The sequence below is a fragment of the Myceligenerans indicum genome (genome assembly GCF_016742955.1).
Taxonomy (GTDB): Bacteria; Actinomycetota; Actinomycetes; order Actinomycetales; family Cellulomonadaceae; genus Myceligenerans; species Myceligenerans indicum.
Genome location: NZ_JABBYC010000052.1, coordinates 1 through 19,802 on the forward strand (window position 1 = coordinate 1; position 19,802 = coordinate 19,802).

Here is a 19,802-nt window from a genome sequence, read left to right on the forward strand (position 1 = left end):
ACCCTCCGCCGAGGGCAACAACGGCTCGATCCGCGCCCAAGCCGCATCGGTCAACTCACCGCGTCCAACACCCACAACCCTGACATTACCGGCCCTGTGACCTGCCCATTCGCAGGACAGGCCCTAGCCGCCCGCCGCCTCAGGAGCAGGGCGCTCGCGAGTATCCGGTCGATGCTCTCGAGTGCCCTACAGCGGTCTCAGAGCCAGAGGTCAGAGGCTCCACTGCTGGTTGGTGCCGCCCCAGCAGGTGTACTGCTGCACCGTGGCGCCGTCCTCCGTGGAGAGTCCGGCGACGTCGAGGCATTTGTCCGAGTGCCGGGCGACGAGTTCGGCGTAGCCCTCACCGGTGTTGCGCACGTCCCACTGCTGGTCGGTGCCATCGTCGCAGGTCGACTGGACGGCGGCAGCCCCGTTGGCCGTCGAGCCGCCGTCGATGGCGAGGCACTTGCCGGAGTGGGCGGCGACGATCTGGACGTAGCCGGCGCCGACGTCCGCGAGCTGCCACCGCTGGTTGGCCCCGCCGTGGCAGGCCCACTGGATGATCTCGGCGCCGTCGGAGGCCGAGGCGCCGCCGCCGTCGCGCACTGATCGAGCGGAGGAAACACCATGCTCCTGCTGACGTGTCCCTGGTGCGGACCACGGGACGAGACCGAATACCACTACGGCGGCCAGGCCCACGTGCCCTACCCCGAGGACCCCGCCGCGCTCTCCGACGAGGAATGGGCGCAGTACCTGTTCTACCGCGACAACCCCGAGGGCCCGTACGCCGAGCGGTGGTCGCACAGCCTCGGCTGCCGGCGCTGGTTCAACGTCGTCCGCGACACCGCGACCTACGAGGTGCTCGCCGTCTACACCGGGGCATCCCCGGACAGCCAGGTCCCAGGTACCCCGACACCCGGCCACCCAGGAGGCCCGCGATGACCGCCCAGACCCGCAGGCTCCCCGACGGCGGCCGCATCGACCGCGGCCGCGAGCTGACGTTCACCGTGGACAACGTCGAGTACGCGGGGCACCCCGGCGACACCGTCGCCTCCGCTCTCCTGGCCAACGGCCGGATGGAGGTCGGCTCGTCCATCTACCTCGGGCGCCCCCGGGGGATCGTCGCGGCCGGCGCCGAGGAACCGAACGCCCTCCTCCAGGTCGGCGGCGAGTGCTCCGAGCCCATGGTCCCGGCGACCGTCAGGGCGCTCGTGGACGGGCTCGGCGCGCGGACGCTCTCCGGCCTCGGACACCTCGACCCCGCATCCGACCCGGAGCAGTACGACAAGCGGTTCGTGCACACCGATGTCCTCGTGATCGGCGCCGGGCCGGCCGGCCTGGCGGCGGCCACAGCGGCCGCGACGGGCGGCGCCCGCGTCATCCTCCTCGACGAGCAGGCGGAGCTCGGCGGCTCGCTGCTCGCGAGCGGTGAGGAGCGTGTCGACGGCCGGCCGGCCCTGGAGTGGGTCGCAGACGTGACCGCGCGGCTCGAGGCATTCCACGCGGTCACCCTTCTCGCCCGGACCACGGCCTTCGGCAGCTACGACGACAACTACGTCCTGGCCGTCGAGCGCCGGACCGACCACCTCGACGAACCGCTGACCCACCTGTCCCGCCAACGCCTCTGGCACATCCGCGCGGGCCAGGTTGTCATCGCCACCGGCGCGCATGAGCGACCCCTCGTCTTCGCCGGCAACGACCGTCCCGGTGTCATGCTCGCCGACGCCGTCCGGACCTATCTGAACCGGTACGCCGTGTCCGTCGGTGACCGCGTGGTCGTCGCCACCACGAACGACAGTGCCTACCACCTCGTCGGTGACCTGCTCGCCGCCGGAGTCGACGTCCCCGTCGTCCTGGACGCGCGCCCGGTACTGTCCGAGCGCGCCGCGGAGACCGCGGTGTCCCACGGCGTCCCTGTGCGGCCGCGCGCCGTCGTCGTGGCGACCCACGGCGACCCTCGCGTGTCCGCGGTGGAGATCAGCGAGATCGACGACGGCGGACAGCTCGTCGGCGGGCGCGACACCGTCGACTGCGACACGCTCGCGGTCTCGGGCGGCTGGAGCCCCGTCGTGCACCTGCACAGCCAGAGGCAGGGGAAGCTCACCTGGAACGCTGGGATCGCCGGGTTCGTTCCCGACGGTGTCGTGCGGAACCAGCTCGTCGTCGGCTCGGCGGCCGGGGAGTTCGACCTGGACGCAACCCTGGCCGCCGCGACCGACGCGGGCTTCGAGGCCGCCGGTCGGCAGGGATACCCCGCCGACGTGGCCGCGTCCCGCGGCGTCGGCGGCTGGTGCGGGCCGGTGCGACCGGTCTGGCTGGTGCCGGGCCTCGACGGCGAGCCGGGGGAGTGGCGTGAACACTTTGTGGACCAGCAGCGCGACCAGACCGTCGCCGACGTCTGGCGGGCGACCGGTACCGGCATGCGCAACGTCGAGCACGTCAAGCGGTACACGTCCATCGGCACGGGCCAGGACCAGGGCAGGACCTCCGGCGTCGTCGCGACGGGGGTGATCGCGGCTGCGCTTGCCGGGTCCGGTGCTGCGCCGGACATCGGCGAGATCGGTGTCGCCAGCTACCGGGCGCCGTACACCCCGGTGCCGTTCGCGACGATCGCGGGGCGGGAGCGTGGCGACCTGTTCGACCCCACACGCACGACCCCCGTGCACGGCTGGCACGTCGACCACGGTGCCGAGTTCGAGGTGGTCGGCCAGTGGCTCCGGCCCTGGTACTACCCGCAGCAGGGCGAGAGCATGGACGACGCGGTCCGCCGCGAGTGCCGGGCCGCACGGACCGGCGTGGCGATGATGGACGTGACGACGCTCGGCAAGATCGAGGTCCGCGGACGCGACGCCGGGGAGTTCCTGAACCGGATCTACACGAACGCGTTCAAGAAGCTCGCCGTCGGCTCCGCCCGGTACGGGGTGATGTGCCGTCCCGACGGCATGATGTTCGACGACGGCGTGAACCTCCGGCTGTCCGAGGACCGCTACTTCCTCACGACCAGCACCGGGGGCGCCGCGGGTGTGCTGGACTGGCTCGAGGAGTGGTCGCAGACCGAGTGGCCCGACCTGGACGTGGTCTTCACCTCGGTCACCGAGCAGTGGACCACGGTTGCCGTCGTCGGTCCCCGCTCGCGCGAGGTCGTCTCCCGGGTCGCGCCGGACCTCGACGTGTCCGGCGAGGCGTTCCCGTTCATGGCGTTCCGCGAGACCACGCTGGCCTCGGGCCTCCCCGCCCGCGTCTGCCGCATCTCCTTCTCCGGCGAGCTGGCCTTCGAGATCAACGCGTCCGGGTGGTACGGGCGCGCGCTCTGGGAGGACGTGTACGCCGCCGGGCACGACCTGGGGATCACGCCGTACGGCACCGAGACCATGCACGTACTGCGCGCCGAGAAGGGCTACCCGATCGCCGGGCAGGACACCGACGGCACGGTCACGCCGCAGGACCTCGGGATGGGCTGGGTCGTCTCGAAGACCAAGGACTTCGTCGGCAAGCGGTCCTACAGCCGTGCGGACACCGCGCGGGGGGACCGCAAGCACCTGGTCGGGGTGCTGCCCGTGGACGGCAGCACCCGGCTGCCCGAGGGTACCCAGCTGGTCGCCCCCGGCTCACCCTCGGCGCCGACGGACGGCCCGGTGCCGATGCTGGGACACGTCACCTCCAGCTACCAGAGCGAGGCACTCGGCCGCCCGTTCGGGCTGGCGCTCGTGAAATCCGGACGCGAGCGGTTCGGCGAGGTCCTCCTGGCCCCGATCGGCGACCGGCTGGTCGAGGTCGAAGTGACCTCGCCCGTGCTCTACGACCCCGAAGGGACCAAGCGAGATGGCTGACCTGACGACGCTGCGACGCAGCCCTCTGACCCACCTGGCCGACCGGATGGCTGCTGCCTCGGTCAGCGTCACCGTGAGCCTGTCGGAGGTGCCGTTCCTCGGGATGGTCAGCCTCCGGGTGGAGCCGTCCACGCCGGCCGCGACGCGAGTCGCCGACGTCCTCGGCGCACCACTGCCTACCGGTTGTGGAGAGACCACCGGCGACGACGACAGGCGGGCACTCTGGCTCGGTCCCGACGAGTGGCTTGTCGTCACCACCGGCGACCCGGTGGTGCTGACTCGCGAGCTCGACGCCGCACTCGGCGAGGACCCGGGGCTGGCACTGGACGTGTCGGCCAACCGGACAGTCGTCGAGCTCGCCGGGCCGCGGGCGCGCACCGTGCTCGAGAAGGGCTGCCCCGTCGACCTGCACCGTCGCTCGTTCGTACCGGGACGCGCCGTGGCCACCACGCTCGCCCGGGTGCCGGTGCTGCTGTGGCAGACCGGCCACGACGCGTACCGGCTGCTGCCACGCTCCAGCTTCGCCGACTACGTCGCCCGCTGGCTGCTGGACGCAATGCGGGAGTTCAACGGCTGATGGCGCTCTCCGCGTTCGACCTCTACTCCGTCGGCATCGGGCCCTCCTCGTCCCACACGGTGGGACCGATGCGGGCGGCTCGGATGTTCTCCATGCGGCTCGCCGAGGCCGGGGCGTTGGAGGACGTCACCCGTGTGCGCGTCGAGCTGTTCGGCTCGCTCGGTGCCACCGGGCACGGACACGGTTCGCCCCAGGCCGTCGTCCTGGGCCTCGAGGGGAGAACCCCGCGACCACCGACACCGACCTCGCCGGCCTGCGGCTGGACAGGCTCCGCGCCGAAGGTCAGCTCCGCCTCGGCGGCACTCGTGCCGTGTCGTTCGACCTGGACGACGACCTGGTCATGCACCGTCGGCGCAGCCTCCCGGACCACCCCAACGGCATGACGTTCGCCGCGTTCGACGCCGCCGGGACGCCCCTGCTGCGCAAGACCTACTACTCGGTCGGCGGCGGGTTCGTGGTGGGCGGCTCGGCGATGGGGGCCGACCGGGTGGTCCGCGACGAGACCTCGGTGAAGTTCCCCTTCGAGACCGCCGACGAGCTTCTGGCGATCTGCGCCCGTGAAGGGATGCGCATCAGCGACGTCATGTTCGCCAACGAGCAGGCATGGCGGTCCGAGCGGGAGATCCGCGACGGCATGCTGCACCTGTGGTCCGTGATGGCGGACTGCGTGGAGCGGGGGGTCCATCGTGAAGGAACCCTGCCCGGGGGGCTGAAGGTACCGCGCCGGGCACCCGCGCTCTTCCGGGAGCTGTCCCGGTATTCCGGACAGGATCCGCTGCACGTCATGGACTGGGTCAACCTGTTCGCGCTCGCCGTGAACGAGGAGAACGCCTCGGGCGGCAGGATCGTGACCGCCCCCACGAACGGTGCGGCCGGGATCATCCCCGCCGTCCTGCACTACTACGCGCGGTTCGTTCCGGGCGCCGACGACGACGCCGTCGTTCGCTTCCTGCTGACGGCTGCCGCTGTCGGGATCCTCTTCAAGGCCAGAGCCTCGATCTCTGGCGCCGAGGTCGGTTGTCAGGGCGAGGTCGGCTCCGCCTGCTCGATGGCCGCGGCCGGGCTGTGCGAGGTCCTCGGCGGCTCCCCGCGACAGGTCGAGAACGCCGCCGAGGTGGGCATCGAGCACAACCTGGGTCTGACCTGCGACCCCGTCGGAGGCCTGGTGCAGATCCCCTGCATCGAGCGCAACGCCGTCGCGTCGGTCAAGGCCGTCAACGCGGCCCGGCTCGCGCTCGCCGGCGACGGCGTCCACAAGGTCAGTCTCGACAAGGCGATCAAGACGATGCGGGACACAGGCCGGGACATGAAGACCAAGTACAAGGAGACATCGCGCGGCGGGCTCGCGGTCAACGTGATCGAGTGCTGACCTGCGCGATGCGTGGCCGCGCGGGGCCGCCCTCGATCGTCATCCGGTTGTCGGCGCGAAGCGTTCCGCGAGGGCTTCCGAGCCGCGGGCCAGGAGTACGACGTCGGCCCCGACCAGCACGAAGTGGGCTCCCGCGGACATGTAGTGGTCCGCCAGGGCCGGGTCGAAGGCGTTGACGCCCACGGCCTTGCCCACTCCCCGGACAGCCTCGACGGTGCGCAGCACGGCGCCCGTGACGTCGGGGTGCGTCTGCTGCCCGATCAGTCCCATCGACGCCGCGAGGTCGCTGGGACCCACCAGGACGCCGTCCACCCCGTCGACCGCGGCGATCTCGGCGGCATTCCTCACACCCTCGGTCGACTCCACCTGGACCATCAGGGACACGTGGTCGTCACCGTCGGCCAGGTAGTTCTCGACCCGGCCCCACCGTCCGGATCGGGCCAGCGCGGATCCGATCCCGCGGATCCCGCGGGGCGGGTAGCGAACCGCTCGGACAGCGGCCCGTGCCTGTTCGGCGGTGTCGATCATGGGGATCAGGAGGTTCTGGGCGCCGAGGTCCAGGACCTGCTTGATCATGACGGCCAGCAGGCCGGGTAGGCGCACCACCACGCCGGGCGGATACCCGGCGATCGCCTGGAGCTGCGGTAGGACGCGCTCGATCCCGTTGGGGCCGTGCTCCATGTCGACGAACAGGACGTCCAGGCCGCTTCCGGCGCAGATCTCGGCCACCAGCGGGCTCCCGGAGTTCACCCACATCCCGGCCAGGGGGCGGCCGTCGTCGGACAGCACGCGCTCGGTGAGCGTGTCACGGAAGGTCGGCTTCAGCTGAATCGGCATGTCAGGGTTCCCATCGGTCCGTAGTCGCACAGCACGGTGTCGCCGGCGTTCACCCACATCGGCCGGGTGAACGACCCCGCCAGGATGATCTCACCCGCCTCCAGGTGGGCACCGTGCGCCGCGATCTTGTTCGCCAACCAGGTGACGCCGGTGGCGGGGTGGCCGAGGACGCCGGCGGCGACGCCGGTCTCCTCGATGGTCTCGTTCCGGTACAGGAGCGCGGACACCCAGCGCAGGTCGATGTCGTCGGGCCGGGCCGGGTTGCCGCCGAGCACCATGCCGCCGTAGGCGGCGTTGTCGGCGATCGTGTCGACGATGGTGCGGCCCTCGAGCTCGATGTGGGAGTTGAGGATCTCCAGCGCCGGGGTGACGTACTCGGTGGCGCGCAGCACGTCGAACAGCGTGCAGTGGGGTCCGTGCAGCGGTTCCTTGAGCACGAAGGCGAGCTCGACCTCGATCCGGACGTTCGAGAATTGCTCGGCCGGGATGACCGATCCGCTCTCCCAGACCGTGTCGTCGAACATGACACCGTAGTCCGGCTCGGTGATGCCGGTGGCCGCCTGCATGGCACGCGAGGTCAGGCCGATCTTGCGGCCGACGAGCCGCCGTCCCGCGGCGACCTGGTCGTCGCGCCACAGACCCTGGATCGCATAGGAGTCCTCGATCGTGGCGTCGGGATGGCGGGCGGTGATGCGGGGGATCACCGTACGACGGCGGTCGGCGCCGGCGAGTTCGCCCGCGAGGGCGGAGATCGTCTCGGGGGAGAGGGTCATCGCGGGTCACCGGCCTCGAACTTCGCCCGCCATGTGGCGTTCATGGGGAACAGTCCGTCGACCGGGTGGCCCTCGGCCACGCGTGCGGCGATCCAGGCGTCCTCGTCCTCCTTGGCGAGGGTTGCGTCTGCGACCTCCTCGGCCAGGGCGGGCGGGACGACGATCACGCCGTCCGCGTCGCCGACGACGATGTCGCCCGGCTGTACCGTGGCTCCTCCGCAGGCGATGGTGAGATCCGTGTCCCAGGGCACGTGCCGCCGGCCCAGCACCGCGGGGTGCGGCCCCGCGCAGTGCACCGGGATGCCGGCGGCGCGGACCGCTGCGACGTCGCGCACGCCGCCGTCGGTCACGATGCCGGCCGCGCCGTTGGTGTGGGCGCGGATCGCGAGGATGTCGCCGAGGGTGGCCGCGCCCTTCTCGCCGCGAGCCTCGATGACGATCACCTCGCCCGGGCGGACGGTGTCGAAGGTGCGCTTCTGCGCGTTGTGGCCGCCGCCGTGCGCCGTGAACAGGTCCTCGCGGTGGGGGACGAACCGGAGCGTCCGGGCGGTCCCGATGAGCTTGGCCTCCGGGTGCAGCGGGGTGAGGCCGTCGATGTGGACGTCGTTCAGGCCGCGGGCGCGCAGCTGCGCGGACAGCCCGGCGACGGGGGCGCGCGTGAGCTTCTCGCGGAGGTCGTCGGACAGGGGCGGCGGGGTGCCTTCGGGCGGTGGTGCTGACGTCGTCGTACTGCGGGTCATGAGCGTCCTCGCTGTGCGGGTCGGTGGGTTCCGGGTCGGTGGGTCGGTGCCGCTGCACCATGCGGGTGCCGGGGCGCGCGGCCGGTGCGGCGCCGCGCGGCCTGTTCGTGGCGCGGGGTCAGTGCAGGCTCAGGTAGTCCTCGAGGGTCGCGGGAGTGGCGGTGAGCAGGGGGTCGCGCACGGGCTCGCCGGGGAACTCGCTGGCCTCGAAGAACCAGCGGCGGCTCGCGGGCATGCCCCACTGCTGGGCGCGCCGCGGGTCGGACACGTCCCAGCGGATCGGGTCGTCCTCCAGGTCGATGAACTGGTAGTGCGTGGTGAACAGCTCGATGCGGTGCTGGTCGGGGTCCCGCAGGTACAGGAACAGGGCGTTGCTCAGGCCGTGGCGGCCGGGCCCGCGGTCGATCTCCTCGCCGAATCCGGTGGCCCCGGCGACGTCGGCCGCGTGGATCAGGTGGGTGGCGTCGGGGACGGTGTAGGCGAAGTGGTGCAGGCGTGGGCCGCGGCCGTTGGTGAAGACCAGGTCGTGCGTGTTGCCCTTGACCTCCATCCACGTGCCCCACAGCTCGTCCGTGCCGTCCTTCGCCGTGTACTCGGACAGGCGCATGCCCAGACCTGCCCAGAAGTCGGTGGCGGTCTGCACGTCGTGGGTGGCGACCTGGTAGTGGTCAAGGCGCTGCGGGGCCCCGGCGGTGAACTCGTGGAAGGCGGCCATCTTGCGGGGCACGGTCTCCATCGAGGAGGTGAGCTCGATGTGCGTGCCCACACCGTCACGGAAGCGGAGAGTGGGGCCCTGGTGCGGGACCTCGACGCGCTCGTGGTCGACGCCGCGGCCGGCGAAGTACCGCTCGGCGGCGGTGATGTCGGCGTCGGTGCGTACACGCAGGCCGATGTGCAGGGCCTTGGCCTCCTCCGCGCGCCGGAGCACCAGGCTGTGGTGCGCGGCCTCCTCGAGTCCGCGCAGGTAGACCGCGTCGTCGGACTCCTCGGTGACGACCAGTCCGATCGTGTCGCGGTAGAAGTCGCGGCTCGCGGCGAGGTCGGTGACGGCCAGCGCGACGTGGCTGGCGCGGGTGATCGTGAACGGGGGAGAGAAGGTGGTGGTGGGAAGCATCGTCGGCTCCAGGTGCTCGGGTCGGTCGTGCGGTGGTCGGGACTGCCCGGCCATGTCGCCAGGCTCGCACCGCGTGAGCAGGTGCGGAAGAACCGATGCGCTCTGGATCCCATACCTCAGCGCTATACCGTGTGGGACCAGACCTATTCTTGATGTATGGAACTGCGTCAGCTGCGGTACTTCACCGCCGTCGTCGAGGCCGGGTCCCTGACGGCTGCCGCGGAGGTGCTGCGGATCTCCCAGCCTCCGCTGAGCGTCGCGATCGCGAAGCTGGAGCGTGAGGTCGGGGTGCCGTTGCTGGTGCGCAGTTCGCGCGGCGTCGAGCCGACGAGCGCCGGCAGCTACCTGCTGGAGGCCGGGACGCGGGTGCTGGACGACGTCGACGAGATCGCCGCCGCCCTGCGCAGGTTCGGTACGGGGGCGGCCGGGACCGTCACGCTCGCGGCCGTGCCTCAGCTCATGTGGCACCGGGTGCCACGGCTGCTGCGTGCGCACGCCGCCGAGGTGCCCGACCTGGAGGTGCGGCTGGTGGACCCGCCGCCGTGGACCGCGATCGAGATGCTGTCCCGGCGACGTGTGGACCTCGCGGCCGTCGTCGTCGCGGGACACCGGCGGTTCGCCGCCCGGCACCGGCCCGCGCTCGACGTGCTGGACTGGGGCGAGGTGCCGCTCGTCGCCGTCCTGCCGCCGGACGAGACGGAGGCACCGGACCCGTACCCGCTCCGGGCGTTCGAGGGCGAGCAGGTGCTGCTGCCCCGCCGGGCCGCCGCCGTACCGAGCGTGCCGGAGGAGGTCGAGGCCGCGTTCCGCCGACACGGGGTGACCCCCGGCTCGGTGCGCACCGTGGAGACGCTCCAGGCCGGGTTGCCGCTCGTCGAGGCCGGCGTGGCCCGCGGGATCCTGCCCGACCCGGACCGGGCGAGCCTGGCGCGGTTCGACGTGGTCGTGCGGCGGCTGGATCCCGAGCCGCGCCCGCTGCGAGCGCTGGTGGTGTCGCGCCCGGGCGCGGACGGGGATCCCGGCGTGACCGGGCTGCTGCGGAGGATCGCCCGCGACGCGACCAGGAGCAACCCTGGCTGATCGTGTGAGATCTTCGATATGATTTACCGGTGATCGATGGTACGGCGACGTAGCCGTGGCGATCCGGACAGGAGAGACGCAGACGTGGCGATGAGCAAGTCGGACGAGGCCTACGAGATCCTGCGCAAGGGGGTCATGGACGGCACTTTCGCGCCGGGCCACCGGCTGGTGGTCGATCAGCTCGTGCGGGACTACGGGATCAGCTCGGTGCCCTGGCGGGAGTCGTTGCGGCGGCTGGAGGCCGAGGGCTGGGTCGACATCGTGCGCAACGCCGGCGCCGTCGTCAAGACGTTCGACACGAACGCCTGGGAACGCACCATGCAGTTGCTGGCGCGGATCGAGGGCTACGCGACGGCGGTCTCCGCACCCCACCTGACCCCGGAGGACCTGGAGAAGGCGCGCGCCCTCAACAAGGAGATGGCCGGCGCGCTGGCGAGCTTCGACCCGGGCCGGTTCGGCGCCCTGAACCGGGAGTTCCACCAGCTGCTGTACTCCCGTTGCGACGACGACCGGCTGCGCGACCTCGTCGACGCCGAGTGGACCCGCCTGGAACTGATCCGCCGTTCCGCGTTCTGGTACGCGCCGGGCCGGGCACAGGCGTCGATCGCCGAGCACGAGGGCCTCGTCGACCTCGTCGAGGGCGGCGCGGCCCCTGACGTCATCGAGACCGCGGCGCGGCGCCACGAGCTGAACACGGTCGCGGCGATCGCGGAGGCCGAGGCGGAGGCGGAGGAGCGCGGCGGGGCCGCGAGGTAGCTGCCGCGTCATGCCGTCCCGGATCTCGCGGGCTCGGGCTCCACGGGCCGGTTCGGTCCCGCGGCGGGACCACGCACACGACGACACCGCCGTCGCCGGGAAGCTGGTCCGTCGACGGCGGTGTCGTCCCGGGTGGGGCCGCCGCGGTCAGCGCTGCGACAGATACGCCTTGCCGTAGTCGTTGCCGTTCGGGTGGCGCAGCGTCGTGTGCACGTGGAAGGCGGCCGGGAGCTTGTTGGCCAGCCACACGCCGGCGTGGTGGTCCAGCTCGGCCAGCACCACGGGGCTGTGCACGCGCAGGTAGAACGGTTCGGAGCCGTCCGTCGCGCCGTACCAGGACAGGTACGTCTCGGCGCGGCGGGCGTCGAACTCCCGCATCGTCAGTGCCCGCTGCGGCGCGGCGAGCAGCTGGTGGAAGTCCTCGACGATCGCGCGCACCAGATCCCACTGCCGTTCGTCCAGCGCGTCCGCCTGGAGCCCCTCGTAAGGCACCACCCGGTTGTCCCGGAACGCACCGGCCACGTGCCGCTCGTCCGCCGGGTGCAGACGGCCGGCCGGCATCGCCGGGTCCAGCACCGAGGTGTACACCACGGCCCCGGCCCGCTGCTCCTGGGTGAACGACGACGCCAGCTCCACCGCCAGCACCTGCCGGGCCTCGAACAGGGGCGGCCGTGCACCGTCGGACAGGGCGGGCTCCGCACCGAGGAACACGGGCGCGACGACGTGCCGCCCCGCCACCGAGACGAAGTTCACCGCGACGTGGTGCCCGAACAGCTGCCAGCCCCACGCGCCGCCCGGCGACGGCTCACCGAACAGCGAGAACCAGTAGCTGCGCGCGTTCATCAGCGACGGCAGGTCGGTCAGGTCCCCGAGGAAGGCGTTGAGCTCCATCGCCTCGGCCACCCGCTCGAACCCCTCGGGGCTCAGCGAGGCGGCCACCACGCCGAGGGCCGCACGTGCGGCGTCGTCGGGCAGTTCCTCGAGGCGCAGCCCGACCTCGTGGATGACGAACTCCGGGTTGCTCCACGCCCGCCACTGCGGCGCGTCCAGCGGGTACCGGACCCGCTCACCGAGGTCGGGCGGCAGCATCCCGAGCAGGCCGGTCGCCGCCTCGGCGGGACGCGGGTCCGGGGACGACGGCGGTGCGAGCCGCCACACGTCGTCGCGCACGACGCCGTCGATCGTGATGCCGCGGAAGGGCTCCTCGTACAGCTCGCGCCAGTCGCCGAGCAGCTCCTGGACGAAGTCCGGGCGGCGTTTGCGTGCCGAGGCCTCGCGGAATCCCAGCCCGCGCCAGTCGGCGAGGATCGGGTCGTCGTGATGGTACAGATCCTCACGGTAGCTCTCGCCGCCGAGCGTGACCGCCTCGGCCCGCCCGGAGACGCGGGCCGTCGAGAAGAAGCCGTCGAGGTCCTGGTCACTCATGCGGCCACACCTCCGCGTGCCGCGACGCGCGCCGCACGGCGCGCCGCGCGCCCGGCCGGGTGCGGTGACAGGCTCGCGGCCAGCAGCTTCTTCGTGTACTCGTGCGAGGGGGAGTCCAGCACCCGCGACGTCGTGCCCTGCTCCACGATCTCGCCGGCCCGCAGCACCCCGACGTGGTGGGCGACGTGCCGGACGACGCCCAGGTCGTGCGTGATGAACAGGTAGCTCACCCCGGTCTCCGCCTGCCGCTCGCGCAGCAGGTCGAGGATCTGCGCCTGGGTCGACAGGTCGAGCGCGCTGACGGCCTCGTCGCAGACGACCAGACGCGGTGACAGCACGAGTGCCCGCGCGATCGCGATGCGCTGCAGCTGGCCGCCCGACAGCTCGGACGGCAGCCGCGTGAGGTGCTCGTTGCCGAGGCCCACCTGCTCGAAGGCGGCCGCGGCACGCCGCCGCCGCTCGGCGCGGTCGGTCACGCCGTGCCGGGCGAGTACGTCCGTGACGGCCTGGCCCGCGCGATGGCGCGGGTTCAGCGACGCGGCCGGGTCCTGGTAGACGGCTTGCACCGCCCGCCGGTAGGACAGGGGCGAGGTGCGACCCAGGCCGGCGATGTCGCTGCCGGCGAACGTGATCGAGCCGGCCGAGACGTCCGTCAGGCGGAGGATCGCCCGCCCGGTCGTGCTCTTGCCCGAGCCGGACTCGCCCACGAGCCCGTAGGTCTCACCGGGCGCGATCGCGAAACTGATCCCGCGCACGACCCGCAGCGTGCGGCGCCGCAGCGCGAGCGCGCCGCCGACGTCGTAGTCCACGCACAGGTCCCGGACCTCCAGGAGAGGCGATGTCGATGTGGTGATCACGCGTGCTCCACCTTCCGCTGGTCGTGCGTGCCGAGCCGGGGGCTCTCGTCGTCCACCCCGGGGTAGGCGGCGATGAGCCGGGCCGTGTACTCGTGCCCGGGGTGGTCGAACACGGCGTGCACCTCGCCCGTCTCGACCAGGTCGCCGCGCAGCAGCACCGCGACCCGGTCGCACGTCTCGGCGGCGACACCGAGGTCGTGGGTGATGTTGACGACCGCCATCCCGAGCCGGTCCCGCAGGTCCAGCACGAGGTCGAGCACCTGGGCCTGCGTCGTCACGTCGAGCGCCGACGTCGCCTCGTCGAGGATGAGCAGGTCCGGCTCGCCGACCAGCGCGACCGCGATCGCGACACGCTGCGCCATGCCGCCCGAGAACTGGTAGGGGTACTGGTCCAGCCGCCGTTCGGGATCGTCCACCCCCACCAGGTCGAGGAGTTCGAAGGCCCGGGTACGGGCCGCCTCCTTCGAGATCGTGGCGTCGTGCGCCCGCACGACGTCGATCAGCTGCCGGCCCACGGTGTGCACCGGGGACAGGTTCGCCTGCGGGTTCTGGAAGACGACGCCCATCCCGGTCCCGCGCAGCGCCGCGAGCTGAGCCGGGGTGCGGCCGGCGAGCTCGCTGCCGTTCAGCGTGATCGAGCCGCCCGCCAGGCGGACTCCCGCGGGCAGCAGCCCGAGGATCGCCTTGGCCAGCATCGACTTGCCCGAGCCGGATTCGCCGAGCAGGCCGAGGATCTCACCCCGCCGCACCGTGAGGGAGACGTTCTGTATGAGCGGCACGGTTCCGCCGTCGGGCCGGTCCGCGACGATGTCGACGTTCCGGAGGGCGAGCACCAGATCACCGGAGGGTTCCTCCGCCGTCCCCGCAGCGCGTGTCACCGGGGTCTCGTCGGCGGTTGTGGCCTGGTCGTCGCGGGTCCGGGACGTGTCGTCGTCCAGGAGTACCCGCCCGAGGAGCTTCGTGCGGCGCAGCCGCCGCGACCCGGACAGCGAGTCGTTGATCGCGTCGCCGAGGAGGCTGAACGCGAGCACCGTGACACAGATCGCGATGCCCGGCGCGACGGCCATCTCGGGGTGGTCCGCGGTGTGCTGGGTGGCGAACCCGAGCATGCCGCCCCAGGAGGGCTGCTCCTCACCGAGTCCGAGTCCGAGGAACGACAGCGCCGCCTCGACCTTGATCGCCGAGCCGAGGAACACCGCGGCCTGGACCACGAGCGGTGCGGCGAGGTTCGGCAGGAGCTGCGAGAACAGGATCCGGGGCGCGGTCAGGCCCGAGACGCGGGCCGACTCGACGTACCCCTTGTTCCGCTCGGTGAGCGTGATCGCACGGGTCAGGCGGGCGAAGTTCATGCAGAAGACCAGCCCGACGGCCAGGATCAGGACCGCCATGCCCTGCCCGAGGATCGCGATGACGACGAACCCGATCATGAGGCCTGGCAACGCGTCCGCGATGTCCAGGCCGCGGGAGCCGATCCGGTCGTACCAGCCCCCCTTGTACCCGAGCACCAGGCCGAGGGGGACGCCGATGAGCATGGCGACCACCACCGAGCCGACCGCCACCAGCAGGGCCGTCCGGGCGGAGTGGATGAGCTGGCTCAGCAGGTCCCTGCCCAGGTCGTCGGTCCCGAGCGGGTGCGCCGACGTCGGGCCGGACAGGGGAGCGGTGAAGTCCTTCGCCTCGGGGGCGTACGGGGCGATCAGCGGCGCCGCGACCGCCACGATCACGACGACGGCGACGACGACGACGGCGAACAGCGCCGAGGGCTGTCGGAAGGCGGTTCTCACTGGGGCCTCGCTTGCGGGTTGATCAGGCCGTAGCAGATGTCGAGCAGCAGGTTCACGGCGATCACGAGCACGGCCGTGACCATGACGACGCCCTGCACGACGGGGAAGTCCTGCGCGATGACGCCGGACAGCATGATCGAGCCGAGCCCGGGCAGGGAGAACACCTTCTCCACCACGAAGCTCACTCCGATGAGGATGGCGAGCGTGACCCCCGCCGACGCGAGAACGGGGACCAGCGCGTTCTTCACGCCGTAGCGCACCACGAGGGTGCCGCGCGAGACGCCCGCGGCGGTCAGTGTGTCGGCGTACGAGGCCGCCATCGATGTGACCACGGCGGCACGTGCCTGCCGCGCGATCATCGCGCCGCCCGTCACGCCGAGCGTGATCGACGGCAGCGCGATCCCGCGCAGCCACCCGAGCGGGTCGTCGGTCAGGGGCGTCCACGCCACGATCGGGACCCAGCCCAGCTGTACCGCGAAGAGCGAGGTCAGCAGCAGGCCGAGCCAGAACTCCGGGACGGCCAGGCCGAGCACCGTTCCTCCCGTGACGACCCGGTCGGTCATGGTGCCCGGGCGGGTGCCGGTCCACACCCCGGCACCCACCCCCAGCACGAGCGCCACGAGCATGCCGCCCGCCACGACCGACAGCGTCGCCGGCACGTGCTGCGCCAGCAGGTCCGCCACCGGCACGCCGGAACGGAACGACGTGCCCAGGTCGCCGGTCAGGAGACCGCCGATCCAGTCGACGAACCGCTCCGGCGCCGGCTGGTCGAGACCCAGCTGGGCCTCGACCTGCGCGATGCTCTCGGGTGTGGCCGCCGATCCGAGCATGGCCGCCGCGGGGCTGCCGGGCACCAGATATGTCAGTGAGAACACGAGGACGGCGATGACCAGCAGCTGCGGGACGGCGAACAACAGCCGGTAGGCGATGAGCTTGCCCATGGTGCGGTGAAACCTCTCGTCAGCTCGCGGGCCGCAGCGCGCGGTAGTCCACCGAGGTCGTCTCCCACGCCTCGGACGGCGGGGCCACACCGGCCACGGTGTCCGTGTTCCAGGCGATCAGCTCCTCGCCGGCCACGTGGGCGCAGGTCAGGGCCTCGTCCGAGATGATGCGGGTGACCTCGGCCCACAGCTCGTCCGCCTCGGGCGACGTCCCCGCGGCGATCGCGGCGTCGGCTGCCGCGGCGAGTTCCTCGCTCTCCACGCCCGACGGATTGCCCGGGGCGTCGGCGGCGAACCACGCCTGGTACCAGTCGTACGGGGTCAGCTCGTCGTTGCTGCCCAGCCCGATCGGATAACGCCCGGACGCCCACTCGGAGAAGAACTGCGGCGGCGGCGCCGTCTGAACGGTGATGTCCATCCCGATCTCACCCACCTGCTCGGCGTAGACCTGCATCTGCCGCTCGTTGAAGAACGTCGCGAGCATTTCCACGTCGACGGGCGGGTTGCCGGCTTCGTCGTACAACCGCTGCGCCTCGGCCAGGTCGTGCGGGTACCCGGTGATGTCCGGGTTGTAGCCCTGCTCACCCTCGGCGAAGTGCTGCGTGCGCACGTTCCAGTCGGTCTCCACCGACGCCAGCGTCACGGTGTCGATCGCCAGGCAGACCGCCCGGCGCACCTCGACGTCCTCGAACACCCCGCCCGGGCCCCGGTCGAAGAAGATCGGGTTGTTGCGGATCGCCGGGTAGGACAGGCGGTCGGTGTTGCCGGCCGACTCCAGCGTCGTGAATTCCGTGGTCTCGGTGTCGGTGAGGTCGATCTCACCGCTGACCAGGGCGGCGCTCGCGGCGGTGTCTTCCTCGATGGCGACGATCTGGATGGTCTCGAACCCGGGCGCCTCGCCCCAGTAGTCGGCGTAGCCGCCGAAGACCATGCGGGTTCCGGCGATGGACGCCTCCTCGTCGTACGCCCAGGGCCCCGTGCCGACGGGTGCGGTGGTGACGGTTCCGGCCTCGATCGCGGAGGGGCTGGCCATCGGGGCAGCCCGGGTGGAGAGCGTGGTCAGCAGCGACGGTGTCGGCCGTGCCAGGTTGAGGGTCACGGTGTGCTCGTCGACGACGTCGATCGAGTCGATCACCTGGAACGGGCCGGCGTACGGGCCGGGCGTGTTCTTCACGGTCTCGATGTTGGTCTTCACGGCCTCGGCGTCGAACGGTGTGCCGTCGTGGAAGGTCACACCCTCTCGGAGGGTGAGGGTGAGGGCCTCGTCGGTGAGTTCCCACTCGGTGGCGAGCACGGGCTGGATCTCGCCGTCGACGAGGGCGACGAGGTTCTCGTAGGGGACGCGCATGCTGCCCGCCTCCATGTCGGCGCCCGGTGCCCAGCTCTCGGGGAAGCCTCCCCAGTTGACCCGCAGGACCGAGCCGGGAACGGTGCCCGAACCCGTGTCGTCCGTGGCGGCGCCGTCTCCTCGGTCATCGCCGGTGTCGGCCGAGCAGGCGCTCAGGGCGAGGGCCAGGGTCGCCGCGAGGGCGAGTGGCGTGAGGATCGTGTTCTTCGTCATGGGATCAGCGCCTCCTTGCGCTGGATGTCCTTCGTGGACGGTTGGGGGTGTACGGGCGGCCGTCCGGTCCGGGCGGGCGGCCGCCGGTTCGAAGGAGTCTCAGATGGGCAGGTTGAACAGCCGCTTGGCGTTGCCGGACAACACCGCGGCGCGGTCCGTGTCGCTGATCTCCAGGTCGTTCTGCACGAAGTCGACGCCCTGGCTCATCCAGCCGCGGAAGACGGGGAACGAGGAGCCGAACAGGTAGTGGTCGGCGCCGCTGATCTTGAGGGCAGCCTCGACCTGGTGCTTGCCCCAGGAGTGCGGGTGGGTCAGGTCGAAGAAGATGTTGTTCTCGAGGTAGCCCCGGATCTTGTCGCCCCCGCTCGCGTCGAGGCGGTTCAGCGACTCCTTCTTGGTCGACGCGTGCGGGGTCATCAGGTCGGCGTTGGCGAACCAGTTGCCGCCGAGCATGGTGTGGATGAACCGCAGGTCTCCGAACTCGTCGAACATGTCGCTGAACAGCTCGCGGCCCACGGCCGTGGCCTGGTCGACGATGCGTCCGAACTCGCGGCGCAGGTTCGTGTAGTCGATGATCGAGCGCCACTCCACGGGCAAGGGGGTGTGGTGCACGATGACGGGCAGGCCCTTGTCGTTGAGCACCTTCAGGTACGGCTTGAAGACTTCGTCGTCGAGGTAGAGCTGGCCGTAGTGGCAGGCGAGCTGCACACCGACGACACCGAGCTCGTCGATGCAGCGTTCGAGCTCGTAGATGTTCTCCTTGCCGCCCCACGGCGGCACGCACGCGGTGGAGAAGAGCCGCCCGCCGGACTTCTTGACGATCTCGGCGGCGTTGTCGTTCACGGCCTTGCAGGTCTCCAGGTCCAGCCACTCCTGCCAGACCGGGACGCGCATGATGCCGTAGTCGACCCCGGCGTCGTCCATGGCCGCGAGCTTCGCCTCGGCCGAGTAGTCGCCGTCGACGTAGTTGAGGTTCTGGTAGCCCTTCGGCTTCTCGAGGATCAGCTGTGGCTTGCCGTCGTCGGCCGTGCCGATGGAGGCGATCTCGCCGAAGCCGCGCGGGGCGCTGTTCAGGAAGCCTGATCGGATCTTCTCGTTCGAGAACAGATCCTCGGGCAGGTGATGGATGTTGATGTCGACGACGGTCATGGTCGCGTCTTGCTCCCTTGCACCTCGGTGTGCTGTCCGACGAGCGACGCCGGATCGTGTCGGAAATCATATGCAGATCCAGTCCGTCGTCGCAACTATCCCCTCAAGATCCTGCCGTCGGCCGACGCTGAACGAGCTGAACATTCGGCTATAACACGCCATTCTTCAGGGTTCGACAAGCCCGGGAGAGCGGGATCCCACTTGAAATCATGTAGGAAATGCTTCTACGATGCCGGCACGACATCGGTGTCGGACGGAAGGTTCACTGATGAACGACCTGCTTACCCCCGTGCAGCGCGACGTGCGGGTACGCGACGTCGAGTACTCGCACGACGGGACGCTCATGATCGGCGCGCTCGTGGCCACGCCAGGCACTCGGAGGGCGCCGGGCGTTCTGCTGGTCCATGACGCCTTCGGGCTGGGCGATGACATGCTGGCCCGCGCACGGCGGCTCGCCGCCCTCGGCCACCCCGTCTTCTGCGCCGACGTCTGGGGCGAACGTACCCAGCCGCGGACCGAACCCGAGATCGGCCCGCTGATCGGTGCCATGGTCACCGACCGTGCGCGATGGATCGCCCGGATGACGGCCGCGCACAAGGCCGCGGCGGCGCAGCCCGAGCTGCACGGCGAGCACCTCGTCGCCCTGGGGTACTGCTTCGGTGGTTCTTCCGCGCTGGAGTACCTGCGCAGCGGCGCGCGGCTGGTCGGGGCCGTCGGCATCCATGCCGGCCTGGACCTGTTGGACCCGCGCGCCGGCTGGGACGCGGCCCACCCGGGCGTGAGCGTGCTGCTGTGCACCGGCGCGGACGACCCCATGGCCACCCCCGCCCAGCGGGAAGCGCTGCAGGCAGCGCTGACGAGCGCCGGGATCGACTGGGAGACCGACGTCTACAGCGGCACCGTGCACGCGTTCACGAGCCCGCGGGCGGCGAACTCCCAGAGGCCGGACGTCACCGCCCACCACCCGCGCAGTGCGGCGCGCGCCTGGGATGCCACCACCCGCTTCCTGCGCGACACGCTGCCCGCCTGA

At 71.4% G+C, this 19,802-nt stretch carries 16 protein-coding genes and 2 pseudogenes; 7 read left to right on the plus strand and 11 right to left on the minus strand.

Annotation, left to right across the window (positions count from 1 at the left end):
* Positions 1–210: 210 nt before the first annotated feature.
* Positions 211–585: an RICIN domain-containing protein gene (locus tag HGK34_RS18875; RefSeq protein ID WP_201850278.1), complete on the minus strand. Its 375-nt coding sequence runs from the start codon at positions 583–585 to the stop codon at positions 211–213.
* A gap of 21 nt (positions 586–606) precedes the next feature.
* On the opposite strand from HGK34_RS18875, the gene HGK34_RS18880 reads away from it, so the two are divergent.
* The 4 genes and pseudogenes from HGK34_RS18880 to HGK34_RS18895 all read left to right on the plus strand — a co-directional run bounded on the left by HGK34_RS18880 (position 607) and on the right by HGK34_RS18895 (position 5,755).
* Complete coding sequence (locus HGK34_RS18880; protein ID WP_201850280.1) at positions 607–921, plus strand: sarcosine oxidase subunit delta; 315 nt, start codon at positions 607–609, stop codon at positions 919–921.
* A complete protein-coding gene (locus HGK34_RS18885; protein ID WP_201850283.1) occupies positions 918–3,809 on the plus strand; it encodes a 2Fe-2S iron-sulfur cluster-binding protein in 2,892 nt (963 codons plus the stop codon). Before HGK34_RS18880 ends, HGK34_RS18885 begins: the two co-directional genes overlap by 4 nt.
* Positions 3,802–4,386: a sarcosine oxidase subunit gamma gene (locus HGK34_RS18890; protein ID WP_201850285.1), complete on the plus strand. Its 585-nt coding sequence runs from the start codon at positions 3,802–3,804 to the stop codon at positions 4,384–4,386. The genes HGK34_RS18885 and HGK34_RS18890 overlap by 8 nt, the downstream gene beginning before the upstream one ends.
* Positions 4,386–5,755: pseudogene (locus HGK34_RS18895) on the plus strand (L-serine ammonia-lyase). The gene HGK34_RS18890 and the pseudogene HGK34_RS18895 overlap by 1 nt, the downstream one beginning before the upstream one ends.
* A gap of 39 nt (positions 5,756–5,794) precedes the next feature.
* Here the strand turns inward: HGK34_RS18895 and HGK34_RS18900 are convergent.
* The 4 genes and pseudogenes from HGK34_RS18900 to hpaD form a co-directional block, all read right to left on the minus strand.
* Entirely contained in the window at positions 5,795–6,592 is a 798-nt protein-coding gene (locus HGK34_RS18900; RefSeq protein ID WP_201850287.1) for an HpcH/HpaI aldolase family protein, read from the minus strand.
* Positions 6,577–7,365, minus strand: a complete 789-nt coding sequence (gene hpaH, locus HGK34_RS18905) for a 2-oxo-hept-4-ene-1,7-dioate hydratase (RefSeq protein WP_201850289.1) — start codon at positions 7,363–7,365, stop codon at positions 6,577–6,579. The genes HGK34_RS18900 and hpaH overlap by 16 nt, the downstream gene beginning before the upstream one ends.
* Positions 7,362–8,057 (minus strand): annotated as a pseudogene (locus HGK34_RS18910) (RraA family protein); the annotation flags it as partial. The pseudogene HGK34_RS18910 and the gene hpaH, both read right to left, overlap by 4 nt.
* 166 nt (positions 8,058–8,223) lie before the next feature.
* Positions 8,224–9,273: a 3,4-dihydroxyphenylacetate 2,3-dioxygenase gene (gene hpaD / locus HGK34_RS18915; protein ID WP_244666940.1), complete on the minus strand. Its 1,050-nt coding sequence runs from the start codon at positions 9,271–9,273 to the stop codon at positions 8,224–8,226.
* Between the two features lie 102 nt (positions 9,274–9,375).
* Between hpaD and HGK34_RS18920 the strand changes: the two genes are divergently transcribed.
* The gene (locus tag HGK34_RS18920) at positions 9,376–10,299 is read left to right on the plus strand and encodes a LysR family transcriptional regulator (RefSeq protein ID WP_201850293.1); all 924 of its coding nucleotides are present in this window, start codon (positions 9,376–9,378) and stop codon (positions 10,297–10,299) included.
* Between the two features lie 90 nt (positions 10,300–10,389).
* Positions 10,390–11,055 (plus strand): GntR family transcriptional regulator, encoded by a 666-nt coding sequence (locus HGK34_RS18925; RefSeq protein ID WP_244666942.1) that lies wholly within the window; start codon positions 10,390–10,392, stop codon positions 11,053–11,055.
* A 147-nt stretch (positions 11,056–11,202) separates the two neighbouring features.
* Here the strand turns inward: HGK34_RS18925 and HGK34_RS18930 are convergent, their stop codons facing one another.
* The 6 genes from HGK34_RS18930 to HGK34_RS18955 all read right to left on the minus strand — a co-directional run bounded on the left by HGK34_RS18930 (position 11,203) and on the right by HGK34_RS18955 (position 18,772).
* The gene (locus tag HGK34_RS18930) at positions 11,203–12,480 is read right to left on the minus strand and encodes a DUF3500 domain-containing protein (protein WP_201850297.1); all 1,278 of its coding nucleotides are present in this window, start codon (positions 12,478–12,480) and stop codon (positions 11,203–11,205) included.
* Positions 12,477–13,337: an ATP-binding cassette domain-containing protein gene (locus HGK34_RS18935; RefSeq protein WP_307816100.1), complete on the minus strand. Its 861-nt coding sequence runs from the start codon at positions 13,335–13,337 to the stop codon at positions 12,477–12,479. Before HGK34_RS18935 ends, HGK34_RS18930 begins: the two co-directional genes overlap by 4 nt.
* Complete coding sequence (locus tag HGK34_RS18940; protein WP_201850299.1) at positions 13,334–15,121, minus strand: dipeptide/oligopeptide/nickel ABC transporter permease/ATP-binding protein; 1,788 nt, start codon at positions 15,119–15,121, stop codon at positions 13,334–13,336. Before HGK34_RS18940 ends, HGK34_RS18935 begins: the two co-directional genes overlap by 4 nt.
* Positions 15,118–16,062: an ABC transporter permease gene (locus tag HGK34_RS18945; RefSeq protein WP_201850301.1), complete on the minus strand. Its 945-nt coding sequence runs from the start codon at positions 16,060–16,062 to the stop codon at positions 15,118–15,120. The genes HGK34_RS18940 and HGK34_RS18945 overlap by 4 nt, the downstream gene beginning before the upstream one ends.
* Before the next feature lie 19 nt (positions 16,063–16,081).
* The gene (locus HGK34_RS18950; protein WP_201850303.1) at positions 16,082–17,623 is read right to left on the minus strand and encodes an ABC transporter substrate-binding protein; all 1,542 of its coding nucleotides are present in this window, start codon (positions 17,621–17,623) and stop codon (positions 16,082–16,084) included.
* 99 nt (positions 17,624–17,722) lie between these two features.
* Positions 17,723–18,772 (minus strand): amidohydrolase family protein, encoded by a 1,050-nt coding sequence (locus HGK34_RS18955; protein ID WP_201850305.1) that lies wholly within the window; start codon positions 18,770–18,772, stop codon positions 17,723–17,725.
* 268 nt (positions 18,773–19,040) lie between these two features.
* On the opposite strand from HGK34_RS18955, the gene HGK34_RS18960 reads away from it, so the two are divergent.
* Entirely contained in the window at positions 19,041–19,802 is a 762-nt protein-coding gene (locus HGK34_RS18960) for a dienelactone hydrolase family protein (RefSeq protein ID WP_201850307.1), read from the plus strand.

Excerpts from the sequence above, each read along its gene's own strand:
- hpaH (WP_201850289.1), bottom strand. The coding sequence starts at position 7,365 with ATGACCCTCTCCCCCGAGACGATCTCCGCCCTCGCGGGCGAACTCGCC.
- HGK34_RS18925 (WP_244666942.1), top strand. The coding sequence starts at position 10,390 with ATGAGCAAGTCGGACGAGGCCTACGAGATCCTGCGCAAGGGGGTCATG.
- hpaD (WP_244666940.1), bottom strand. The coding sequence starts at position 9,273 with ATGGCCGGGCAGTCCCGACCACCGCACGACCGACCCGAGCACCTGGAG.
- HGK34_RS18930 (WP_201850297.1), bottom strand. The coding sequence starts at position 12,480 with ATGAGTGACCAGGACCTCGACGGCTTCTTCTCGACGGCCCGCGTCTCC.
- HGK34_RS18880 (WP_201850280.1), top strand. The coding sequence starts at position 607 with ATGCTCCTGCTGACGTGTCCCTGGTGCGGACCACGGGACGAGACCGAA.
- HGK34_RS18890 (WP_201850285.1), top strand. The coding sequence starts at position 3,802 with ATGGCTGACCTGACGACGCTGCGACGCAGCCCTCTGACCCACCTGGCC.
- HGK34_RS18885 (WP_201850283.1), top strand. The coding sequence starts at position 918 with ATGACCGCCCAGACCCGCAGGCTCCCCGACGGCGGCCGCATCGACCGC.
- HGK34_RS18900 (WP_201850287.1), bottom strand. The coding sequence starts at position 6,592 with ATGCCGATTCAGCTGAAGCCGACCTTCCGTGACACGCTCACCGAGCGC.
- HGK34_RS18950 (WP_201850303.1), bottom strand. The coding sequence starts at position 17,623 with ATGACGAAGAACACGATCCTCACGCCACTCGCCCTCGCGGCGACCCTG.
- HGK34_RS18955 (WP_201850305.1), bottom strand. The coding sequence starts at position 18,772 with ATGACCGTCGTCGACATCAACATCCATCACCTGCCCGAGGATCTGTTC.
- HGK34_RS18960 (WP_201850307.1), top strand. The coding sequence starts at position 19,041 with ATGAACGACCTGCTTACCCCCGTGCAGCGCGACGTGCGGGTACGCGAC.
- HGK34_RS18945 (WP_201850301.1), bottom strand. The coding sequence starts at position 16,062 with ATGGGCAAGCTCATCGCCTACCGGCTGTTGTTCGCCGTCCCGCAGCTG.
- HGK34_RS18920 (WP_201850293.1), top strand. The coding sequence starts at position 9,376 with ATGGAACTGCGTCAGCTGCGGTACTTCACCGCCGTCGTCGAGGCCGGG.